Consider the following 18977-nt stretch of genomic DNA (forward strand, 5'->3'; position numbering starts at 1 on the left):
TCCACCGAGCTGCACCGCCCGCGGGCGGCCGCAGTCGAGCTTCGAAAGAAACAGCTTGGCCCGGCGATGAATTCGCCGGGCCAAGCCTTGTCCTGCGAACGGTTATCGCGCAGGTGCGACAGCTCAGTCGTCGTCCTGCATCTCGCTCTCGGTCTGCTCGGTGCCGTTGGCGTTGTGCTGCTGCGTCCAGGTCATCGCGGACAGGTCGCCCTTGCCGTTGTTGATCTGGGTCACCGGTGAGACGTTGATGTTGTTCTGCACCGTGTGGTTCTGTGCAGCCTGCGACTGGGCCTGCTCCTGGATGCGCTTCTGGATCTGGGATGCCTTCGGAGCCTTCGCCGGGCGGCCCTGCCCGTCGTCGGCCAGCGCCGTGCCTGCCACTCCGAGCAGCAGCGGCAACCCCACAGCCACCGCGGTCAGCAGGCGCTTCGCAGTACGCATGAACCGTTTCCCTTCGTAGACCGACCATTTCCTGAGGCGTCGGGGACAATCCGCGCACCAGATCTGCGAGGCAGAAATGCGGCCGGTTCCCCGCGTTTCCCAACTCCTTGAACAGGAGCAGGATGAACCTACCGGCGAGATCGCGCCTGAGGGCCACTCGACACCTCTGCGATCACCCCATGTAGTGATCGAATGCGGGCCGCGGGGCGACACCCGTTGTCCACAGTGCCCGCTCCCGGGCACGAGAAAGGCCCGCTGGGCCGGCGCCTGCGCACCGACCCAGCGGGCCTGCCTCCCCGGGGACGCCTCAGAACGGGCTGATCGTGAAGATGCTCGACCTGTCCGGGTCGAACGTCCGGTTGTGCTTGAGCACCACCGGGCTGCCCGGGAGGCCGATCTCGTAGACCGAGGCCGCCAGCTCCGGAGCGATCTCCGGGCTGAGCACGGTGCCTTCCGGCCGCTGCTGGACGCGCCAGTCCTGCACGTCGCTGAAGTTGCAGGGCGCGGTGACGACCTCGGCACCGGGCACGAATGCCTCGGGCTGCGCGCACAGGCGGGTTTCGACGTTCTGGATGGTCACGCTCCCGTCGTACTTGGGCGTGAGGATCCACTTGTTCGTCGCGCCCGGCGAGAACTGCGTGGCCCGGACCGGCCCGTACCGGTACGACCCGTCCCAGCTGGTCCGGTCGATCGCGTTGGTGATCTCCGTGATCGCATCCGGCGCGGGAGCCGCCGAGGCGGGCAGCGCCGCACCGAGAGCCATCGTCGCCAGGGCCCCTGCCGCCCCCAGCATCCACCGTGCACGCGTCATGACAAGCCCTCCACAACAAAGATCTTTTTCGGAATGGAAGACGGTATTTCCCGTCATCCGAATAAGATCTCTACCAGCGGCGGGGCCGGAGCACCCCTTGGATCACCACAATGGGTGGTACGCGCCGGAATGAAAAGGCGAATACTCCGAAGTGGACAGATCCCTGGACGGCCGACGATGGCGCGGACGCCCATGTCCTTTCTGCCGTCCTCCATGATGGGAACGCGGCGCACGCCCAGCAGATCCTCACCGGCTGCGCGCGCCGCCGGGCCGGGTGGCCGCGTGATCGTCGTCGAGCAGCTGCGCGAGGAGGCCGAACAGGTGCTGCCCGCCGTCGCCACGATACGCGGCGACTGGCCGATGCCGAAGCTGGTCATGACCCGCTCCGGGCTGCTGGCACCCCATGGCGGAGCAGAGCCGCTGACCTGCGGAAAAACCTGGTGCGCGATACTGGGATTGAACCAGTGACCTCTACCGTGTCAAGGTAGCGCTCTCCCACTGAGCTAATCGCGCTCGCTGCGTTCGACACCGAGTCTAGCCCACGGTCGATCACCGGTTCGCAGCACCCCCTGGGCCCGGACCGGGCGCGCGTGGGTACGGCATCGGCGTCTCCCGTCGGCCGCGACAGCTGTCATGGCGGTCGGCGCGGCGTCGGCTCAGGGTTCGCAGGTGCTGCCGGGGACCGGCGCGAGGAATTCGTTCGCCGCCCAGCGACCGGCGCCGAGGTCGCGGAAGCCGCCGACCAGGTTTGGCGTCGCGGTGACCTCCTCGCCGTACCGCAGCGAGCCGACCCGGCGCTCCGCGACGCTGGGCCCGGAGCGAACGTTCAGGGCGTCGGCGGTCACGTGGAAGGTGCACGGCTTCGCCCCACCGAGGCTGGTCGTCGCCGGGTCGACGCCGGTCAGTGCGATCAGGCCGAGCACGCCGGTCGCGGCCAGCAGCAGTGTTCGGGGTACCGGGATCACGACACACCTCCTGGTTGAGCGTGCGGTCACCCACAGCTGTAATGCCTGGTCGCGGGCCCGCGAAACCGGAAGCACCCGTCGGCGCGAGCGGTTCAACGCGTCAGGTGTCGCCCGCCCGGCTTCCGCGCACGCCTGGTAGCCCGGTGGCATCGCCGCACGCTGCACGGACCTCGCGCTGGGCGCCGCCCTGGTCCGCACCCGCGACGCGGAGATCGACCGGCACGTCCTCGCCCGCCCCGGAGGACACCGAGTTCTGCGTCGTCGCGCCCTGACCGGCCCCGGATACGCGACAACGCCGCCCCTGGGCGGGACGGCGTTCGCGGGTCGGCGAAGATCAGCGGTTGGCCATCTTCTTCTGCAGGTTCTCGTCCAGCGTCGCGAGGAACTCCTCGGTGGTCTGGTACTGCTGGTCGCCGCCTACGAGCAGCGCCAGGTCCTTGGTCATCCGGCCGCTCTCGACGGTCTCGATGACGACCTTCTCCAGCGTCTCGGCGAAGCCGATGACCTCCGGGGTGGAGTCCAGCTTGCCGCGGTGCTGCAGGCCGCGGGTCCAGGCGAAGATCGACGCGATCGGGTTGGTCGAGGTGGGCTTGCCCTGCTGGTGCTGGCGGTAGTGCCGGGTGACCGTGCCGTGCGCGGCCTCGGCCTCCACCTTGCCGTCGGCGGTCATCAGCACCGAGGTCATCAGTCCCAGCGAGCCGAAGCCCTGCGCCACGGTGTCGGACTGCACGTCGCCGTCGTAGTTCTTGCAGGCCCAGACGTAGCCGCCCTCCCACTTCAGGGCGCTGGCGACCATGTCGTCGATCAGCCGGTGCTCGTAGGTGAGGCCCTTCGCCTCGAAGTCGGCCTTGAACTCGTTGTCGAAGATCTCCTGGAACACGTCCTTGAACATGCCGTCGTATGCCTTGAGGATCGTGTTCTTGGTCGACATGTAGACCGGGAAGCCGCGCTCCAGGCCGTAGCGGAAGGACGCCCGCGCGAACTCCTCGATGGAGCGGCGGTAGTTGTACATGCCCATCGCGACGCCGCCGTCCTCGCCGAACTTGGCGACCTCGAACTCGATCGGCTCGCCGCCGTCCTCCGGCGTGTAGGTCAGGGTGACGGTGCCCGGGCCGGGGACCTTGAAGTCGCTGGCCTTGTACTGGTCGCCGTGCGCGTGGCGGCCGATGACGATCGGCTTCGTCCAGGTGGGGACGTAGCGCGGGATGTTGGAGATGACGATCGGCTCGCGGAAGATGACGCCGCCGAGGATGTTGCGGATCGTGCCGTTGGGGCTCCGCCACATCTTCTTCAGGCCGAACTCCGCCACGCGGGCCTCGTCCGGGGTGATGGTGGCACACTTCACACCCACGCCGTGCTTGGCAATGGCGTTGGCCGCGTCGACCGTGACCTGGTCGTCGGTGGCGTCCCGGTGCTCGATGCCGAGGTCGTAGTAGTCGAGGTTGATGTCCAGATACGGGTGGATCAGCTTTTCCTTGATGAAGGACCAGATGATCCGGGTCATCTCATCGCCGTCGAGCTCGGCAATGGTGCCCTGGACCTTGATCTTGCTCATGTGGCGGGGTGCTCCTCTCGCGAGACGCAAGCGGTACAAGCGTACTGCTATACGCGTTCGATTGTGCCCTGCCCCCGTCGCCGACCACCACCCTCGCCGGGAGCGCTGTTCGCCACTACCGCAGGGCCAGCCGCGGTGTCGTGATCTTCTTCTACGCTCGATACCCGACCGAGTGATCTTCGACGGGGCGATCTCTGGAGGTGCCCATGGCGACCGGACCGACGCACGCGATGAGCGGGTTGGCCGCCTGGGCGGCGGTGACCGCCCTGGCCGACACGCACGCGATAGGGCAATTATCCCCGAAGACCTGGGTGGTCGGGGCCACGCTGGCCTCCGGGGCCGCGCTGCTGCCCGACATCGATCACCCCAGGTCGACGGTCGCCAGCACGTTCGGCGCCGTCTCGCGCGGCGCGTCGGCGGGCATCAGCGGCATCAGCGGCTTCCTCTACCGGCTGACCCGCACCAAGCGGGACAGCAACCGGGACGGCACGCACCGCGGCTTCACGCACACCCTGGTCTTCGCGGTGCTGGCCGGGCTGATCACCACGGCCATCGTGCAGACCAGCGAGGGCACCGCGCTGGGCGTGCTGATGTTCGTGTTCGCCGGTCTGGCCGTCCGCGGGCTGCTGCACACGTGGAGCCCGAACAAGGACGCGCTGCTGATCACCGCGGCGTCGCTGCTGCTCACGCTGGCCTGCTGGGCGTGGGCCGGGGACCAGCCCACCGACGCGGCGGCCTTCGGTGTGGCGGTGATGATCGGCTGCGTCGCGCACTTCGTCGGCGACGCGATCACCGAGCAGGGCTGCCCGATGCTGTGGCCGGTGCCGCTCGGCGGCAGGACCTGGTACCCGGTGGCGCCGCCGAAGGCACTGCGCATGAAGACCGGCGGCAGGGTCGAGATGGTGCTGGTGGGTCCCGGGTTGACGATCGCGGCGCTGGTGCTGAGCTCGGTGGTGCTCTACCGCATCGGCGCGGCCCCCTGGCTGGCACAGCTGGACCTGCCGCCGGAGGTCATGGCCTGGATCGCCCCGTCGTAACGGCGTACCGGGCGGCGATCGGATGCGACATTTCGCCCATCGGGCGCTGCGGGGTCGATAGGGTGCAAGAGCGGCACCACGGCGGTGCCGCTGGGAGCACCGGAGGGAAGATGCGAGCTCGGAAGCAGTTCGTCGGGGCAGCCCTGGCGCTGCCGCTGTTGGTCGGCCTCGGCGCGTGCGGCGAGATCCAGGAAGCCCAGCAGGGCCTGCAGAATGCCAGCGAGCAGGCCCAGCAGGCGCAGGAGAACCTGGACGCGGCGGGGGACTGCCTGCAGGCGATCAACGTCGCGAGCTTCATGCCGAACTTCGCCGATCCGCAGCAGGCGCGGGCGGACGCGCAGGCCAAGGTCGAGGAGCTCGGCCGGCTCGCCGAGCAGACCGCGGACCAGACGCTGCGGCAGAACCTGCTCGACGTGCAGAAGTCGGTGGAGCAGGTGGCGTCCGGCCAGGTCACCCTGGAATCCAGCGCCGAATGGACCGCCGCCCAGCTGGAGAAGTACCAACAGGTGACCACGACCTGCTCCCGGATCGGCGGCTGAGCCGTCAGCCGCTTCCGCCACCTCCGTGTGCCATCCGGTGCGAGGTGTGGCTTGGGTCACCTAATCTGGATTCGCGGAGGTGATGGGTGATGAGAGCAGCCGTGGGTGACAAGATCCACGTGCACAGCAGGCACGTCGGCGAGGCCGAGAAGATCGGCGAGATCCTGGAAGTCCGCGGAAAGGACGGCGCGCCGCCGTACCGGGTCCGGTTCAGTGACGGCCACGAGAGCGTGGTGTATCCAGGCGGCGACTGCGAGATCAAGCCGCCCACCCCTCGCGAGGGGGACTGACCCGCTGCGACGTCGGGCCGGTCGGTGCCGCCGACCGGCCCGTTGCACGTGTTCACTCCCAGGGCTGGTCGAGCACCAACTCCACCTCGGCCTGGAACAGGGGCTCCGGGTCGACGCCCATCCCGCTTCTGACCCCGGAACCTGGCGGCCGGGTTCTGGTGCGCACCGAAGCCGTCGGGTGGCGTTCGCCGAGGTGCAGATGCTGCGCGGACGCTACCCGGCCAGCCCCGGTCCCCGTTCGTGCCCGGCTGCGACCTCATCGGCCGGATCGTCGAGGTCGGCCCCGGGGTGACCGGGTGACGCGCGGGGTAGCGCGTGGCGGCCATGCCCCGCACCGGCGGCCGACCACGTCGTGCTCCGCACCGCCGACCTGGTCGCGGTACCGGAGGAAAGTGGACGCCACGGAAGCCGTGGCCGTGGTCCTCAACGGCGTCACCACCTGGAAGCTGCTGCACCGCACCGCGGCGGTCCGAAGTGGACAGACGGTGCCGGGGCACGGCGTCGGTGGCGGGGGGCACGTTGCTCGCGCAGCTCGCGGCGGCCGTAACCGCGGCGTAGCCGCGTGCCCGGGCGAGGCCAGCTCCGACGCGCGTCGCGGCACACCGGGAATCGGCGCATTCCGGGCGGCGTCTGCGGTTGCGTCAAGTGACCACCTATGCAGAACGAGTTCGCAGACAGCTTCTAAGGTGGTCCGCGATGAGGGGAGTCCGGCTAGGAGGCGGTGAAGTGTTGCGAGACGACCGGGACGTGGGGGCACCGGCCGACCTGTCCGCTGTTTTCTTCGGGACCCATGCCGGGGTTTCCGTTCCGCTCCCGCCCGGCGAGATCCTCACCGAGCAGACGGCGCTCGCCGACAACCCGACACCGCTGTGCTGGGTCAGCGACGAGGCACCGTCGCCGCAACTGGTCGCCGCGCTGCGCGCCGAGCACCCCACCACCGGGTTGTGGCCGTTGCTGCTGTGCGACAACGACGAGGTGTACGGCGAGCGCTGCACGGTCGGTGTGGTCCCGCCCGAGCCGCTGGAGCACATCGACCGGTGGCGCGTCGTGGACGTGATGACGCGGATCTGGGACGGCCTGGTGCAGGCCGACGACGACCTCGGCCCGGCCTACGACCTCGACGTGCTGGCGCCCTTCGACTACCACTGCCCCGGCCCGGCGCCGGCCGGGAACCTGCTGGCGGACCCGGACATCCTGGCCAACCAGCAGCTGCCGCGGTTCATCGACGACAACACCCGGCTGGCGCTGGTTCCGGTGCGCCGCGGCGCGGACGTGCTGACCGCGCTGGGCTGGTCGGGCGCGGCCAACCACGTGTCGCGCACCGCGGGGCTGTCGGCGATGGCGCGCAGCTGGGAGGACCGGTTCGGGGCCCGGCTGCTGCGACTGGGCCCGGACCGGCTGGATCTGAGCGTGGCGGCGCCGCCGCAGGACGCGGACCACGCCGCCGCGGTCGCGGCCGAGCACTGGACCTTCTGCCCGGACCGCATCCTGCAGGAGACGGGCAGCATCTCGGCGTACGCGCAGGAAATCCGCGGCCGCCGTACCTGGTCGTTCTGGTGGGAGTGACAGGCACCCCGGTGCAGGGTACCCCCTCTCCCCAGCCTGGACGGGAATCCGCACGGACCGGCTGGTCGGCTCGCCACGGCCGCTCAGCCGAACAGGCCGCCGCGGATGGTCATCGCCACCGCGATGATCACCAGGCCGAACCCGCTGTAGAGCACCAGGTCGACAACGCGGCTGCGGATCGCCAGCAGCCCGGCCCGTTCCTGCGGCACCACGACGCGCAGGAACGCCGCGAGCAGCAGCGCGACCCCGAGCATCACCGCGCCGCGCCGCCAGTGCTGCATCGCCACGAGCAGCAGACCGATCAGGCCCACCGCCCCGACCAGGGCGAACGGCACGTGCACCGGCAGACGTGACCTGCCGCCGAACCGATCTCCCACGCCGTCCCTCCCGTGGTCCTGCACCGGAAAACGCGTCGGTTTCACTCGGAAACCCCGTCAGCCCGCGCGGCGCTCGGCGGCCTCGACCACGTTGGTCAGCAGCATCGCCCGGGTCATCGGGCCGATACCGCCCGGGTTCGGCGACAGGTACCCGGCGACCTTTGCGACGTCCGGGTGCACGTCCCCCGACAGTCCGGCGTCGGTGCGGGTGACCCCGACGTCCAGCACCGCCGCGCCCGGCTTGACCATGTCCGGCGTGATCAGGTGCGGCTTGCCGGCGGCGGCCACCACCACGTCGGCGCGGCTCACCTCCGCCGCCAGGTCCTTGGTGCCGGTGTGGCAGAGCGTGACGGTGGCGTTCTCGCTGCGCCGCGTCAGCAGCAGACCGATCGGCCGCCCGACGGTGATGCCGCGGCCGACCACCGCCACCCGCGCACCGGCCAGCGGCACGTCGTAGCGGCGCAGCAGCTCGATGATGCCGCGCGGCGTGCACGGCAGCGGCGCCTGCTCGCCGAGCACCAGGCGGCCGAGGTTGATCGGGTGCAGCCCGTCGGCGTCCTTCTCCGGGGCAATGCGTTCCAGCAGCGGGCCCGCGTCGAGGTGCCGGGGCAGCGGCAGCTGCACGATATAGCCCGTGCAGGCCGGATCGGCGTTGAGCTCGTCGAGCACCGCCTCGACGTCGGCCCGGGTGGCGTCGGCGGGCAGCTCCTTGCGGATCGAGGTGATGCCCACCTTCGCGCAGTCGTTGTGCTTGGCGCGCACGTACGAGTGCGAAGCCGGGTCGTCACCGACCAGCACCGTCGCCAGCCCGGGGGCCTGCCCCTGCTCGACGAGCCGGGCGACCCTGGGCCGCAGCTCCTCGAAAATCGCGTCCTTGGTGGCCTTACCGTCGAGAATCGTCGCACTCACGGCTGTTCATCGTGGCAGACGGCGCGCGGCCCGTCCCGCCCGGTCCGGCATTGCGGCCACACCGACCGCCAGCAGCGTCAGCAGGACACCGACCACAGTGGACGCGGGGACACCCGCACCGGTCGCCGGGGCGAACACGTCCAGCACCAGCGCCCCCACCAGCTGCCCGGCGATCATGCCGAGGCTGAGCACCAGCACCCCGGTCACGCGAACCAGCGCCACCGACCCGCCGATCACGAAGATGCCCAGGAGTCCCCCGGTGTACAGCCACACCTCGGCCGGGAAGGCGGGGAACCCGCGCAGCACGACCTCCACCGCGAAGGCCACCGCCAGCGCGACCATGCCGACGCCGAAGTTCACCGTGGCCGCGAACACCGCCGAATCAGCGGCCTGCTTCATCCGCCCGTTGACCGCCGCCTGCCAGCCGAGACCGAGCCCGGCCAGCGCCGGCAGCAGCACCAACCAGCTCCCCTCGGTCCCACGCAGCTTCGCCGAGACCGCGATCACCACCGCCACCACGGCCAGCCCCGCGCCCAGCAGCCGCGTCGCGGTCACCCGCTGCGGCCCGGCCGGCCCCAGTCCCAGCCGGTCCACGACCAACCCGCTGGTGACCTGCCCGGCGACCACGGCCACCGTGAACATCGCGACGCCCAGCACTGTCGCCGCCATCCCGTGGCTGAACACCAGGTACCCGCCGCACACCCCACCGAGGCACTGCCACCAGCGAAGCCCGCCGGGCCGACGCAGCTCCGCGACGAGGTTGCGTGCACCGCGACGTGCCTGCGGCAGCACGACGCTGCCCACCAGCAGCACGACGAACCCACCGAAGAAGGAGACCAGGCCAGCGGCCACCGCGTCGTCCATGCGGGCGCCGAGCGCCCCGTTGATGCGCGCCTGGACCGCCAGCAGCGCACCGATCCCGGTCGCGCCGACCATGCCCAGGCCCCGAACGCGGGGCCGGTCACGCTGCTGTCGCACCAGGGGAACAGTCACGTGACCGCAGTCTGCTGCGCCGACCAGCCGGAACGCGATGTCCGGACGCTGTGATGTACGACAAACCCCACGGCCAGCAGCGCCAGACCGCCCGCCGCCGCAGCCGCCCCGGCCGGGCCCGACATGTCGAGCATCCACCCCGCAAGCGGCGCCGCGATCGCCCCGCCCAACGTGGTCGCACTGCTGGACCAGCCGAACGCCTCGCTGCGCTGCGCCGCGGGCGCCAGGTCCGCCAACCGCCCGTTGCTCGCGGCCAGCGTCGGCGCGACCGCCGTGCCGCCGACCAGCAGGACCAGCCCGATCACCCACGGCGAGCCGACGTCGACGACCGGTGGCAGCGTCGGCACCAGCGCCAGCAGGCCGACGGCGGCCAGCAGCGCCCGCAACCACAACCGGGGCCGCCCCGACACCCCGCCCATCACCAGGCCCCCGATCAGCGAGCCGACCGCCCACACGGTCGCCAGCACCCCGGCCAGCTCCGGCGCTCCCTGCCCGCGTGCCCAGCCGACCAGCACCAGGTCGATCGAGATCAGGCCACCCACCAGCAAACCCAGGAAAGCCAGCAGCGCCGTGAAACCGGGCACCCGGAACAGCACACCGACCCCGCCGGCCCCGCCCGCGCCGCCGCCCATCGCGTCGCGCAACCCGGCGCGCCACAACGCGCCCGCGAACAGCACCGGACCGACCGCCGCCCACACCGCGACCGCCACCATCGCGGTCACCGCACCCCACAGCGCCACGGTGAACGCGGCCAGCGTCGGCGTCACCACGAACAGCAACTCCTGCAGCGTGGCCTCCACCGCGTACGCGGCCTCCCGCGACGGACCGGTGCACAGATGCGGCCACATCGCGCGCCCCACCTGCGTGATCGGCGGGTGCGCCAGCCCGGTCAGCAGCGCCACCGGGAGCACCAGCCACCAGCGCGCCGGGTCCAGCAGCTGCGTCACCACGACGATCGCGGCCATGCCCAGCCCGGACAGCAACCCGGTCAGCACCAACAGCTTCGACGCCGAACTCCGGTCGGCCGCGCGGCCGCGCATCGGCCCGGCCACCGTCTGTCCGATGGTGATCGTGCCGCCCACCACACCGCCGACGGCGTAGGAGCCGGTCCAGTCCACGACCAGGAACGCCAGCACGATCGAGATGCCCGGCATGTGCAGGCGGCCAAGGAGGCTGAAGAACATGAGACTCGGCGCGTGCGGAACCGACGCGAGTAGACGGTAGGGGCGCAGCACCCGATCACTGTGGCTTCTGGCACAGCCGTACCGCTACTCGTTTTCCGCCGACCGTCCACCGCAGCATCCGCACCGCTGATCCATTCCACCTGGTGGTGTGATGTTTCTTCGGCCGCTCAGCGGGCAGGCTTTGTGACGTGATCACCGCAGGCAGTGATCACGATCTTGGAAATGGGCACGTGTCCTGGATCGACGGCACCGAACTCGCCCGCAGCGCACATGGCGGGGCGCGCGTCGAGTAGCGTCTTGGCAGGGTGGAGTCGGGTTGCCTCGTCGAGAGGGGGAGGATGTCACCCATGTCGCGTCCGACAGCGATCAGTCCGGAAGAGCAGGAGCAGATAGCCCGGCGGATCGGGGTTGTGCTGTTACAGGCCGCTCCGGAGGACTGGCAGGAGATCACGGTGGAGTACCGCGCCACCGGTGAGTACCACGACCTGCTGGGTGAGGTTGCCGGGCAGGACGGCAGTTCCCGCCCCTGGGAGCCGCCGGCCGAGCTGCAGGACATCTTCGAGCGGCTGCGCGAGGGCATGTACCGGCCCGACGTGGGGACCTGGCTGAGCGCCCTCTACGTCGTCGAGCGCCCGTCGAGCTACCGGATCGATATCAACTTCGACTCCGAGCCGCGCTGGCAGCGCCCGCTGCCGCGCGCCGCGTACATCGACGAGCTGCGCCGCTACCCGCGCGCCGAGGAGAACATCCCCGACTGGATGCGGGAACGCCTCGACGGTACCGCCCAGCCGCAGCAGCCCGTCGCCCCGGCCGACACCCCGTCCGCCGACGTGACCGACACCCCGGTCGCCGAGGCGCCGGTCGACCCCACCCCCGACCCCGTCCTCCCCTCGCCGCCGGTGCCGGAGCCGAGCACCGCGGAGCTGCGCATCGCCAACGTCTTCGACGACTACGACGACCAGGGCCGCCCGGTGGTCGCCACACGCCCGCCCGTCGCGGCGGACGAGGCCGGCGCGCTGCGTCAGTACCTGGAGAACGCCCCGGTCGTCCTCGGCGCCGAGGAGAACGAGGAGGACCAGCTCGACCCGGAGCGGCCCACCACCGTCCCCGGGGCCTGGCACACCGACGGCAGGTGGCTGTGGCCCGGCTCGGTGGCCTTCTACCTCGCCCAGTACGGCCTGCCACCGGAATCCGAGCTGGTGCAGCACATCCGCGACCGCGGGTTCCAGCTGCCCGAGGTCGACCGCGACACCCTGGACCGGGCCGCCGCGGAACTGCGGGACCGGCGTGCCGACGCGCGCACCGAGCGCGCCGAACCGGAAGCGCCCGCCGAACCGGGGCCGCAGGTCGAGGCGACCGCCCCGGCCGAGCCGGAGCCGGTGCTCGACGAACCGGCCCAGCCCGGCGGCTCCCGGCACGTGCTCGAGGAGCCCGAGGCACCGGACACCCAGGAAGTGCTGGCCACCCTGCACGACCGGCTCACTGATTACCGCGTCGACGGCGACGCCTACCGGGTCGGCAGCCACAGCCCGACCGCGCGCTGCCTGGTCCAGGAGGGTGCGGACTGGGTCGTCACCGCCGGCGCGGACGGCGGCGGGGACGTGCGCTTCGCCCGCGTCGATCACGCGGCCGCGTACCTGCTGGGCAGCCTGCTGATGGACCGCCCGCCGGCCGCGGTACCCCTGGCCCCGGCTCCGGCCCCCGCGCCGGAACCGCCGGTCCCCGCGCCGGAACCGCCGGCGGCACCGCAACCTCCGGCCGCCGCGGAACCCCCGGCGGCACCACCGGCTCCGGAACCCCCGCAGACCGGCGGGAACCCGCTGTTCACCGCGAACCAGGACCCGGAGTTGCCGAGCACCCCTCCGGAACCGCCGTTCCAGGACCCGGCAGCCCAACCGGGCGACGACGCCACCCGGTTCCAGCCCGGCCCGCGTCTGGACCGTCCCGCGCCGCCTCCGGCGGCCCCGCCAACGTCCCCGCCGTCACCGCCGGTTGGGCAGCCCGCTGTCCCGGCCGCCGGTGGACCGGGTGCGCCGCCGCCGCTGCCCAAGCGCCAGCCGCGCCGGGAGAGCGGAGCCCCGGTGCCGCCGGGCGGTCCCGCGCAGGCGCCGGTCGGCGGTGCGGAGCGGCGTCCGGGCCCCGGCGGCCCCGGCATGGCCGGGCCGCACCGGCAGGGCCCGCCCGGGCCGCCGCGTCCGCCGCAGGGCCAGCAGATCCAGCCGCTCAGCGGTGAACCGCCGCTGACCCTGTACCGGGACCGGCGGGTGGTCATGCTGCAGCCCGGCACTGAACTGGACCGCTTCGGCGAGCCGAACGGCAACGTCACCTACGCCATGCGCACGCCCTACACGCACCGGTCGCTGCCGCCGCAGTGGGCGAACCGCTCGTACTTCGCCTACCGCGTCCAACGCCCGATCCAGGCGCTGCGCGGCACGGCGGTCCCGTGGTTCGAGCAGCCGGGTGGCGGCACGGCGTTCGTGCTGCCGGCACCGATCAGCGACCTGCTTGCGGACGGCACCCTCGCCGAGATGCCGGCCACCGAGCGCCCGCCCATGGAGTGATCCGGGCCCAGCTCGCGGGCGCCCCCGACGCGCGGTCGGGGGCGCCCTGTCGTCGGTGCGGTCAGTCGACGCGGAGGCCGTGCGCGGCGGCGAACGCCAGGGCGGTCACCGTGTCGATGCGGGCGCCTCGCGGGAACCGGATGCCGCGCAGGTCCAGCCCGCGCAGGTCGGCGCGGCCCATGCCGACCAGCGTCAGATCCGTCTCGCCCAACACCCAGGCCCCCAGGCGGCAGTCGACAAAACTCGACCCCAGCAGGCTGCAACCGTCCATCGTGGACGCGTGTGCCAACTCCGCACCGACTTGTCCGTGGCAGCGCGACTACCGGGGGTCGTCCGGCTTCGCCCCGGCCCCCACCGGCAGGCGGACCGTCACGGCACCACGACGACCGGACGCACCGCTTCGACCACCAGGGTGGCGGGCACCGTGCCGAGCAGACCACCCCGGCGGCGGGAACGTCCCACCACGATCAGGTCGGCCCGGTACTGCTCGGCCACCTGCTCCAGGCCGACCGCCGGATCACCGCGGTGGTGCACGAAGTCCCAGTCGATGTCCACCCACTTCAGATGCGACACGACCTCCTTCTTCAACTCCTCCACCAGGCTTTCGGCCGCCTCGCTGGCCACTGCGACGCCCATCGGTGACCAGTAGGCGACGCCGCCCACCGCCTCGACGTAGACCAGCACCAGGCGGGCGCGCTCCCGCCTCGCCAGGCCGGCCGCCCACGCCGCGGCGTGGAAGCTGGCCGGGCTGCCGTCCATGCCCACGACGATGCCGCCCAGCCCGTCCTTGCCGATCTCGAATTCCCGCTCGGTCCTGTCGCCTTCGGCCACGCGGGAATGGTAGTGGCCCCCGCGCCGGGAAGTTGGACGCATGCGACACACTCGACACGTGACCGCCGCACCGATCCCCTCTGACCTGGAACGTCGCGCGCTGGATGCGGTGGACGCGAAGAGCATCCTGGAAGATCTGCGGGAACTAGTCGCGATCCCCAGCGTCGGTGGCACCGTGGGCGAGCACGACGCCCAGCAGTGGTGCGCCGACAAGCTCGCCTCCCTCGGCTACCGGGTGGACCACTGGCGCATCGATGTCCGCGAACTCGCCGAGCACGACGACTTCCCCGGCCAGGAGGCCGACCGCGACATCGCCCACGGCTGCGTCGGGGTGAGCGGCGACGGCACCGAACCCGCGCTCGTGTTCTGCGGGCACACCGACGTGGTGCCTCCCGGGGACCTCGACCGCTGGCCCAACCGGGATTCGTATGCGCTGCGCGTCGACGGCGACACCGCAGCCGGGCGCGGCACCTGCGACATGAAGGGCGGCCTGGCCGCGATCTTCGGGGCGTTGCACGCCCTGCGGACCGCAGGCATCGAACTCGCCCGGCCGCTGGCCGTGCACACGGTCGTCGGCGAGGAGGACGGTGGGCTCGGGGCGTTTGCGACCCTGCGGCGCGGCCACCGCGGTGCCGCCTGCGTCCTGGCCGAACCCAGCTCGGGCACGATCGTCACCGCCAACGGCGGATCGCTCACCTTCCGCCTCGAGATCGCCGGCCAGGGCACCCACGGATCGACCCGGTACCGCGGTGTGAGCGCCCTGGACAAGCTCGCCGGGCTGCTGCCGGTGCTGCGGGATCTGGAAGCCCGCCGCAACGCCGACCCCGACCCGCTGGTCGCCCACCTGGAGGTGCCGTACCCGCTGTCGGTCGGCCTGGTGCGGGTCGGTGACTGGGCCAGCACGGTGCCCGATCTGGCCATTGCCGAGGGCCGCTACGGGGTGCGACTCGACGAGTCCATCGCCGACGCCCAGGCCGAGTTCACCGACGCCATCGCGCGCGCCTGCGCGGTGGACCCGTGGCTGGCCGAACACCCGGTGCGGGTCAGCTGGCCGGGCGGGATGTTCGCCAGCGGACGCCTGCCCGAAGGACACCCGCTGCTCGGCGAAACCCGCTCCGCCGTCGTCGATGCCGGAGCCGCCGAACCCGCCGTGGTGGGCGCGCCCTACGGGACGGACCTGCGTCTGTACGCGGCCGCCGGAATCCCGACGCTGCAGTACGGTCCCGGCGACGTCCGCTGCGCGCACGCCCACGACGAGCACGTCCCGATCGCCGAGCTGGAACAGGCGGCCCGCACCTACGCCCTCCTGGCCATCCGCCGGTGCGGCGTGGTGCAGGCGTAGCACCCGACACGCGCGCCGCGGCAAGCCTTTCAAATTCGCCGAAAATTGGGGCCGGCATTCCCGGGTGTCGGGGTGGGGTTTCTCAGTTTGGTGGAAGTTGGGGCCGGCATGTTCGGGTGTGTTGGAGTGGGGTTGTGGTGCTGGTCCGGTCCGGACGTCCCGCGAAGCGACATCCTGGGAGGGGAGGTGGTTCCGAGACGACCGGGCCGGTCAGCTGCCGCAGGCACCGGCGTTGGTGCAGGAACTAGTGGAAGTCGCGCGAGACCGAGGGGATGCGGACTTCCAGCTTCTGCAGCCGGTCTGCTCTCAGGTTGATCACCCCCTCCGCCTTCTCCACCACACCGCGCACCAGCAGGGCCCCGCTGGTGCGCCCGACCTTCCGGTAGCGCGCCCACAAGCCCGGCGAGCACATGACGTTGACCATGCCGGTCTCGTCCTCGAGGTTCAGGAACGTGACCCCGCCCGCGGTGGCCGGGCGCTGCCGATGTGTCACCGCACCACCCACCAGCACCCGGGCCCCGTGCTCCACATCGGACAGTTGTGCCGTGGGCACGGCGCCCAGCCGGTCCAGCTGGGAACGCACGAACTGGATCGGGAAGCTGTCCGGCGAAACCCCCGTCGCCCACACGTCGGCCGCGGCCAGGTCCACGCCGTCCATGCCCGGCAGCGGCGGAGCCGCGGCCGAGGCAGTGGTCCCCGGCAAACGGTCCGGCCGGTCGCCGGCCGCGGCGGCGGCATTCCACAGCGCCTCCCGCCGGGACAGCCCGAAGCAGCCGAACGCCCCCGCGGTCGCCAACGCCTCCATCTGCGGCGCGGTCAGCCGAACCCGACGCGCCACGTCGGCCATGCCGGTGTACGGCCCGTTCGCCTCGCGCTCCGCGACCAGCTGCTCGGCGAGCTTGTCGCCGAGCTGCCGCACAGCCGCCAGTCCCAACCGCACCGCCCGTCCGCCCGTGCTCCCGGCGTCCGGTTCCAGATCGGCCTTGGCCCGGCTGGCGTTGACGTCCGGGCCCCGCACCCGCACCCCGTGCCGGCGGGCGTCGGCGACCAGCGACTGCGGCGAGTAGAACCCCATCGGCTGGGCCTTGAGGAGCGCCGCGCAGAACACCGCCGGGTAGTAGCGCTTGAACCACGCACTGGCGAACACCAGCAGCGCGAAGCTCAACGCGTGGCTCTCCGGGAAGCCGTAGTTCGCAAAGGCCAGCATCCGCTGGTAGATCCGCTCGGCCAGTTCCCCCGTGATGCCGTTGGCCGCCATCCCGTCGAACAACCGGCCGCGGAGCCGCTCCATCCGTTCCGCGGAACGCTTGGCGCCCATCGCGCGCCGCAGCTGGTCCGCCTCCGCCGGGGAGAACCCCGCGACGTCGACGGCCAGCTGCATCACCTGCTCCTGGAACAGCGGGACGCCCAGGGTCTTCTTCAGCGCACCAGCCATCAGGGGATGCTCGAAGTCCCACTTCTCCTGGCCGTTGCGCCGCCGGATGTACGGGTGCACCGAGCCGCCCTGGATCGGGCCCGGGCGGATCAACGCCACCTCCACCACGAGGTCGTAGAACTCCCGCGGTTTCAACCGCGGCAGCGTGGCCAGCTGTGCGCGGCTCTCCACCTGGAACACCCCGACCGCGTCGGCCTGCCGCAGCATCTTGTAGACCTCGTCGTCGTCGAGGTCAAGGGCGCCGAGGTCGACCTCGATCCCGTGGTGCTCCCGGGTCATGTCGATCGCGTAGTGCAGCGCGGAGAGCATGCCGAGCCCGAGCAGGTCGAACTTGACCAGTCCGACCGCGGCGCAGTCGTCCTTGTCCCACTGCAGGACCGTGCGGCCGGGCATGCGCGCCCACTCCACCGGGCAGACCTCGCTGACCGGCTGGTGGCACATCACCATCCCGCCGGAGTGGATGCCAAGGTGCCGGGGGAAGCCCATCAGCTCACCGGCCAGCTCCCGCACCGGTGCGGGGATCTCCGAGTCCGCCGGCAGCGGTCCCCAGTGCTCGATCTCCTTGCTCCAGGCATCCTGCTGGCCGGGCGAGTAGCCGAGGGCCCGCGCGACGTCCCGCACCGCCGACCGCGGCCGGTAGCTGATCACGTTCGCCACCTGCGCAGCGTGCATCCGGCCGTGTTTGCGGTAGACGTACTGGATCACCTCCTCCCGGCGGTCCGACTCGATGTCCAGGTCGATGTCCGGCGGCCCGTCCCGCTCCGGCGCCAGGAACCGCTCGAACAGCAGCTGGTAGCGCACCGGGTCGACGTTGGTGATCCGCAGCGCGAAGCACACCGCCGAGTTCGCCGCCGAGCCCCGGCCCTGGCACAGGATGTCGTGGGTGCGGCAGAAGTCCACGATGTCGTGGACGATCAGGAAGTAGCCCGGGAAGTCCAGCTCCTCGATCACCGCCAGCTCGTGCTCGATCTGCTGGTAGGCCGCCGGGTTCTCCTGGGGCAGGCCGTAGCGCTGGAGTGCTCCCCGGTAGGTCAGCTCGCGCAGATGGTCGGCCTCGGTGCGGCCCTGCGGCACGTCGAACGGGGGCAGCCGGGGCGCCACCAGGCGCAGGTCGAAGGAGAACTCCCGGCCCAGCTCGGCAGCCCGCTGCACGGCTCCGGGGTGGCGGGCGAAGATCTCGGCCATCTCGGCACCGGAGCGCAGGTGGTTCCCGGCCCAGGCGGGCAACCAGCCGTCCATCTCGTCCAGGCTCCGCCGGGCGCGGATCGCCGCCACCACCGCGGCCAGCCGCGCGCGCTCCGGTCGGGCCAGGTGCGCTCCCGTGGTGGCCACTGTGGACACCCCGGCGCGCCCGGCGAGCTCGGCGAGGGTGTCGTTGCGTTCGGAGTCGGTGGGCAGCCCGTGGTCGGTCAGCTCCACGGTGACGTGGTCGCGGCCGAACAACGCAATCAACCGGTCCAGCTCCGCGGCGGCCGCGTCCACGCCGCCCGCCACGAGCGCCGCCGGGACCGCACCCTTGCGGCAGCCGGTGAGCACCTGCCAACGCCCTTCCGCCGCATCGGCAAGCTCCTCCAGGTCGTAGACGGGACGCCCCTTCTCCGCACCCTTCAACTGGGCCTTGCTGATCTCCCGGCACAGCCGTGCGTAACCGCCCGGGTCGCGGGCCAGCACCAGCAGATGCTGCCCCTCGGGGTCGGGGACCCCGTTCTGCGGGCCGGACAGGCCCAGGCTCAGCTCGGCGCCGAACACGGTGCGCACCCCGTGCTCGGCCGCGGCCTCGGCGAACCGCACCACCCCGTACAGCCCGTCGTGGTCAGTCAGCGCGATCGCCTCCAGCCCCAGCCGTGCCGCCTCCGCGGCCAGGTCCTCGGGGTGGTCGGCCCCGTCAAGGAAGCTGAAGTTGGAGTGCGCGTGCAGCTCGGCGTACGGCACCGCCGAGGCCGCGGCACCCGCCACCGCCTCGTACGGCGCACACCGCCGAGTCCACGATGGACTGTCGCTGCCGTCCCCAGGGTGCGGCTCGTCGCGCGGACCGCGCCCCTCGTCCGGGACCTGTCGGCCGGACAGCGCACGTTCCAGCTCGGACCAGCTCTGGTGCGGGTTGAACCAGCTCATGAGGCCATTGAACTTCTGTTCGAATC

The 18977-nt window shown here is 71.7% G+C and carries 18 protein-coding genes and 1 tRNA gene; 7 read left to right on the forward strand and 12 right to left on the reverse strand.

The genetic code is table 11. The features are described from left to right. Positions 1-123 precede the first annotated feature (123 nt). Together IEY17_RS06925 and IEY17_RS06930 are read right to left on the reverse strand one after the other, a co-directional pair. A complete protein-coding gene (locus tag IEY17_RS06925; protein WP_188986453.1) occupies positions 124-441 on the reverse strand; it encodes a hypothetical protein in 318 nt (105 codons plus the stop codon). A gap of 307 nt (positions 442-748) precedes the next feature. Next, positions 749-1252: an RICIN domain-containing protein gene (locus tag IEY17_RS06930; protein WP_188986454.1), complete on the reverse strand. Its 504-nt coding sequence runs from the start codon at positions 1250-1252 to the stop codon at positions 749-751. Positions 1253-1534: 282 nt separating this feature from the next. Between IEY17_RS06930 and IEY17_RS06935 the strand changes: the two genes are divergently transcribed. Further along, the gene (locus tag IEY17_RS06935) at positions 1535-1720 is read left to right on the forward strand and encodes a hypothetical protein (protein WP_188986455.1); all 186 of its coding nucleotides are present in this window, start codon (positions 1535-1537) and stop codon (positions 1718-1720) included. Here IEY17_RS06935 and IEY17_RS06940 read toward each other — a convergent pair. From IEY17_RS06940 to IEY17_RS06950, 3 genes are all read right to left on the reverse strand, one after another. Next, positions 1691-1765: transfer RNA gene (locus IEY17_RS06940), tRNA-Val, on the reverse strand. The genes IEY17_RS06935 and IEY17_RS06940 overlap by 30 nt on opposite strands. A 143-nt stretch (positions 1766-1908) precedes the next feature. Further along, positions 1909-2217 (reverse strand): SH3 domain-containing protein, encoded by a 309-nt coding sequence (locus tag IEY17_RS06945; RefSeq protein ID WP_188986456.1) that lies wholly within the window; start codon positions 2215-2217, stop codon positions 1909-1911. A gap of 334 nt (positions 2218-2551) precedes the next feature. Then, positions 2552-3772 carry an NADP-dependent isocitrate dehydrogenase gene (locus IEY17_RS06950; RefSeq protein ID WP_188986457.1) on the reverse strand — a complete coding sequence of 407 codons (1221 nt, stop codon included), beginning with the start codon at positions 3770-3772 and terminating at the stop codon, positions 2552-2554. A gap of 206 nt (positions 3773-3978) precedes the next feature. Between IEY17_RS06950 and IEY17_RS06955 the strand changes: the two genes are divergently transcribed. From IEY17_RS06955 to IEY17_RS06970, 4 genes are all read left to right on the forward strand, one after another. Next, positions 3979-4809 carry a metal-dependent hydrolase gene (locus tag IEY17_RS06955; protein ID WP_188986458.1) on the forward strand — a complete coding sequence of 277 codons (831 nt, stop codon included), beginning with the start codon at positions 3979-3981 and terminating at the stop codon, positions 4807-4809. Between the two features lie 110 nt (positions 4810-4919). Further along, a complete protein-coding gene (locus IEY17_RS06960; protein ID WP_188986459.1) occupies positions 4920-5348 on the forward strand; it encodes a hypothetical protein in 429 nt (142 codons plus the stop codon). An 89-nt stretch (positions 5349-5437) separates the two neighbouring features. Next, positions 5438-5638, forward strand: a complete 201-nt coding sequence (locus tag IEY17_RS06965) for a DUF1918 domain-containing protein (RefSeq protein WP_188986460.1) — start codon at positions 5438-5440, stop codon at positions 5636-5638. Between the two features lie 726 nt (positions 5639-6364). Beyond that, a complete protein-coding gene (locus tag IEY17_RS06970; RefSeq protein ID WP_229679906.1) occupies positions 6365-7204 on the forward strand; it encodes a DUF4253 domain-containing protein in 840 nt (279 codons plus the stop codon). Positions 7205-7287: 83 nt separating this feature from the next. Here IEY17_RS06970 and IEY17_RS06975 read toward each other — a convergent pair whose 3' ends face one another. The 4 genes from IEY17_RS06975 to IEY17_RS06990 are packed head-to-tail and all read right to left on the reverse strand — an operon-like array spanning position 7288 to position 10667. Then, a complete protein-coding gene (locus IEY17_RS06975; protein ID WP_188986462.1) occupies positions 7288-7581 on the reverse strand; it encodes a DUF3017 domain-containing protein in 294 nt (97 codons plus the stop codon). 57 nt (positions 7582-7638) lie between these two features. Beyond that, positions 7639-8490, reverse strand: a complete 852-nt coding sequence (locus IEY17_RS06980) for a bifunctional methylenetetrahydrofolate dehydrogenase/methenyltetrahydrofolate cyclohydrolase (RefSeq protein ID WP_188986463.1) — start codon at positions 8488-8490, stop codon at positions 7639-7641. Between the two features lie 6 nt (positions 8491-8496). Then, positions 8497-9483: a DMT family transporter gene (locus tag IEY17_RS06985; protein WP_229679907.1), complete on the reverse strand. Its 987-nt coding sequence runs from the start codon at positions 9481-9483 to the stop codon at positions 8497-8499. Further along, a complete protein-coding gene (locus IEY17_RS06990) occupies positions 9480-10667 on the reverse strand; it encodes an MFS transporter (RefSeq protein ID WP_188986464.1) in 1188 nt (395 codons plus the stop codon). The genes IEY17_RS06985 and IEY17_RS06990 overlap by 4 nt, the downstream gene beginning before the upstream one ends. A gap of 347 nt (positions 10668-11014) precedes the next feature. On the opposite strand from IEY17_RS06990, the gene IEY17_RS25755 reads away from it, so the two are divergent. Further along, complete coding sequence (locus tag IEY17_RS25755; protein WP_188986465.1) at positions 11015-13228, forward strand: TNT domain-containing protein; 2214 nt, start codon at positions 11015-11017, stop codon at positions 13226-13228. A gap of 61 nt (positions 13229-13289) precedes the next feature. Here the strand turns inward: IEY17_RS25755 and IEY17_RS07000 are convergent, their stop codons facing one another. Together IEY17_RS07000 and IEY17_RS07005 are read right to left on the reverse strand one after the other, a co-directional pair. Then, on the reverse strand, positions 13290-13499 hold the full coding sequence (locus tag IEY17_RS07000; RefSeq protein WP_188986466.1) for a hypothetical protein: 210 nt from the start codon (positions 13497-13499) through the stop codon (positions 13290-13292). A 98-nt stretch (positions 13500-13597) separates the two neighbouring features. Then, the gene (locus tag IEY17_RS07005) at positions 13598-14059 is read right to left on the reverse strand and encodes a universal stress protein (RefSeq protein ID WP_229679908.1); all 462 of its coding nucleotides are present in this window, start codon (positions 14057-14059) and stop codon (positions 13598-13600) included. Positions 14060-14117: 58 nt separating this feature from the next. Between IEY17_RS07005 and IEY17_RS07010 the strand changes: the two genes are divergently transcribed. Then, positions 14118-15401: an ArgE/DapE family deacylase gene (locus IEY17_RS07010; RefSeq protein WP_229679909.1), complete on the forward strand. Its 1284-nt coding sequence runs from the start codon at positions 14118-14120 to the stop codon at positions 15399-15401. Positions 15402-15645: 244 nt separating this feature from the next. Here IEY17_RS07010 and IEY17_RS07015 read toward each other — a convergent pair whose 3' ends face one another. Continuing rightward, positions 15646-18951 carry an error-prone DNA polymerase gene (locus tag IEY17_RS07015; protein ID WP_188986469.1) on the reverse strand — a complete coding sequence of 1102 codons (3306 nt, stop codon included), beginning with the start codon at positions 18949-18951 and terminating at the stop codon, positions 15646-15648. Positions 18952-18977: the final 26 nt, after the last annotated feature.

Origin of the sequence: Saccharopolyspora thermophila (genome assembly GCF_014646075.1) — a bacterium.
Classification (GTDB): Bacteria; Actinomycetota; Actinomycetes; order Mycobacteriales; family Pseudonocardiaceae; genus Saccharopolyspora; species Saccharopolyspora thermophila.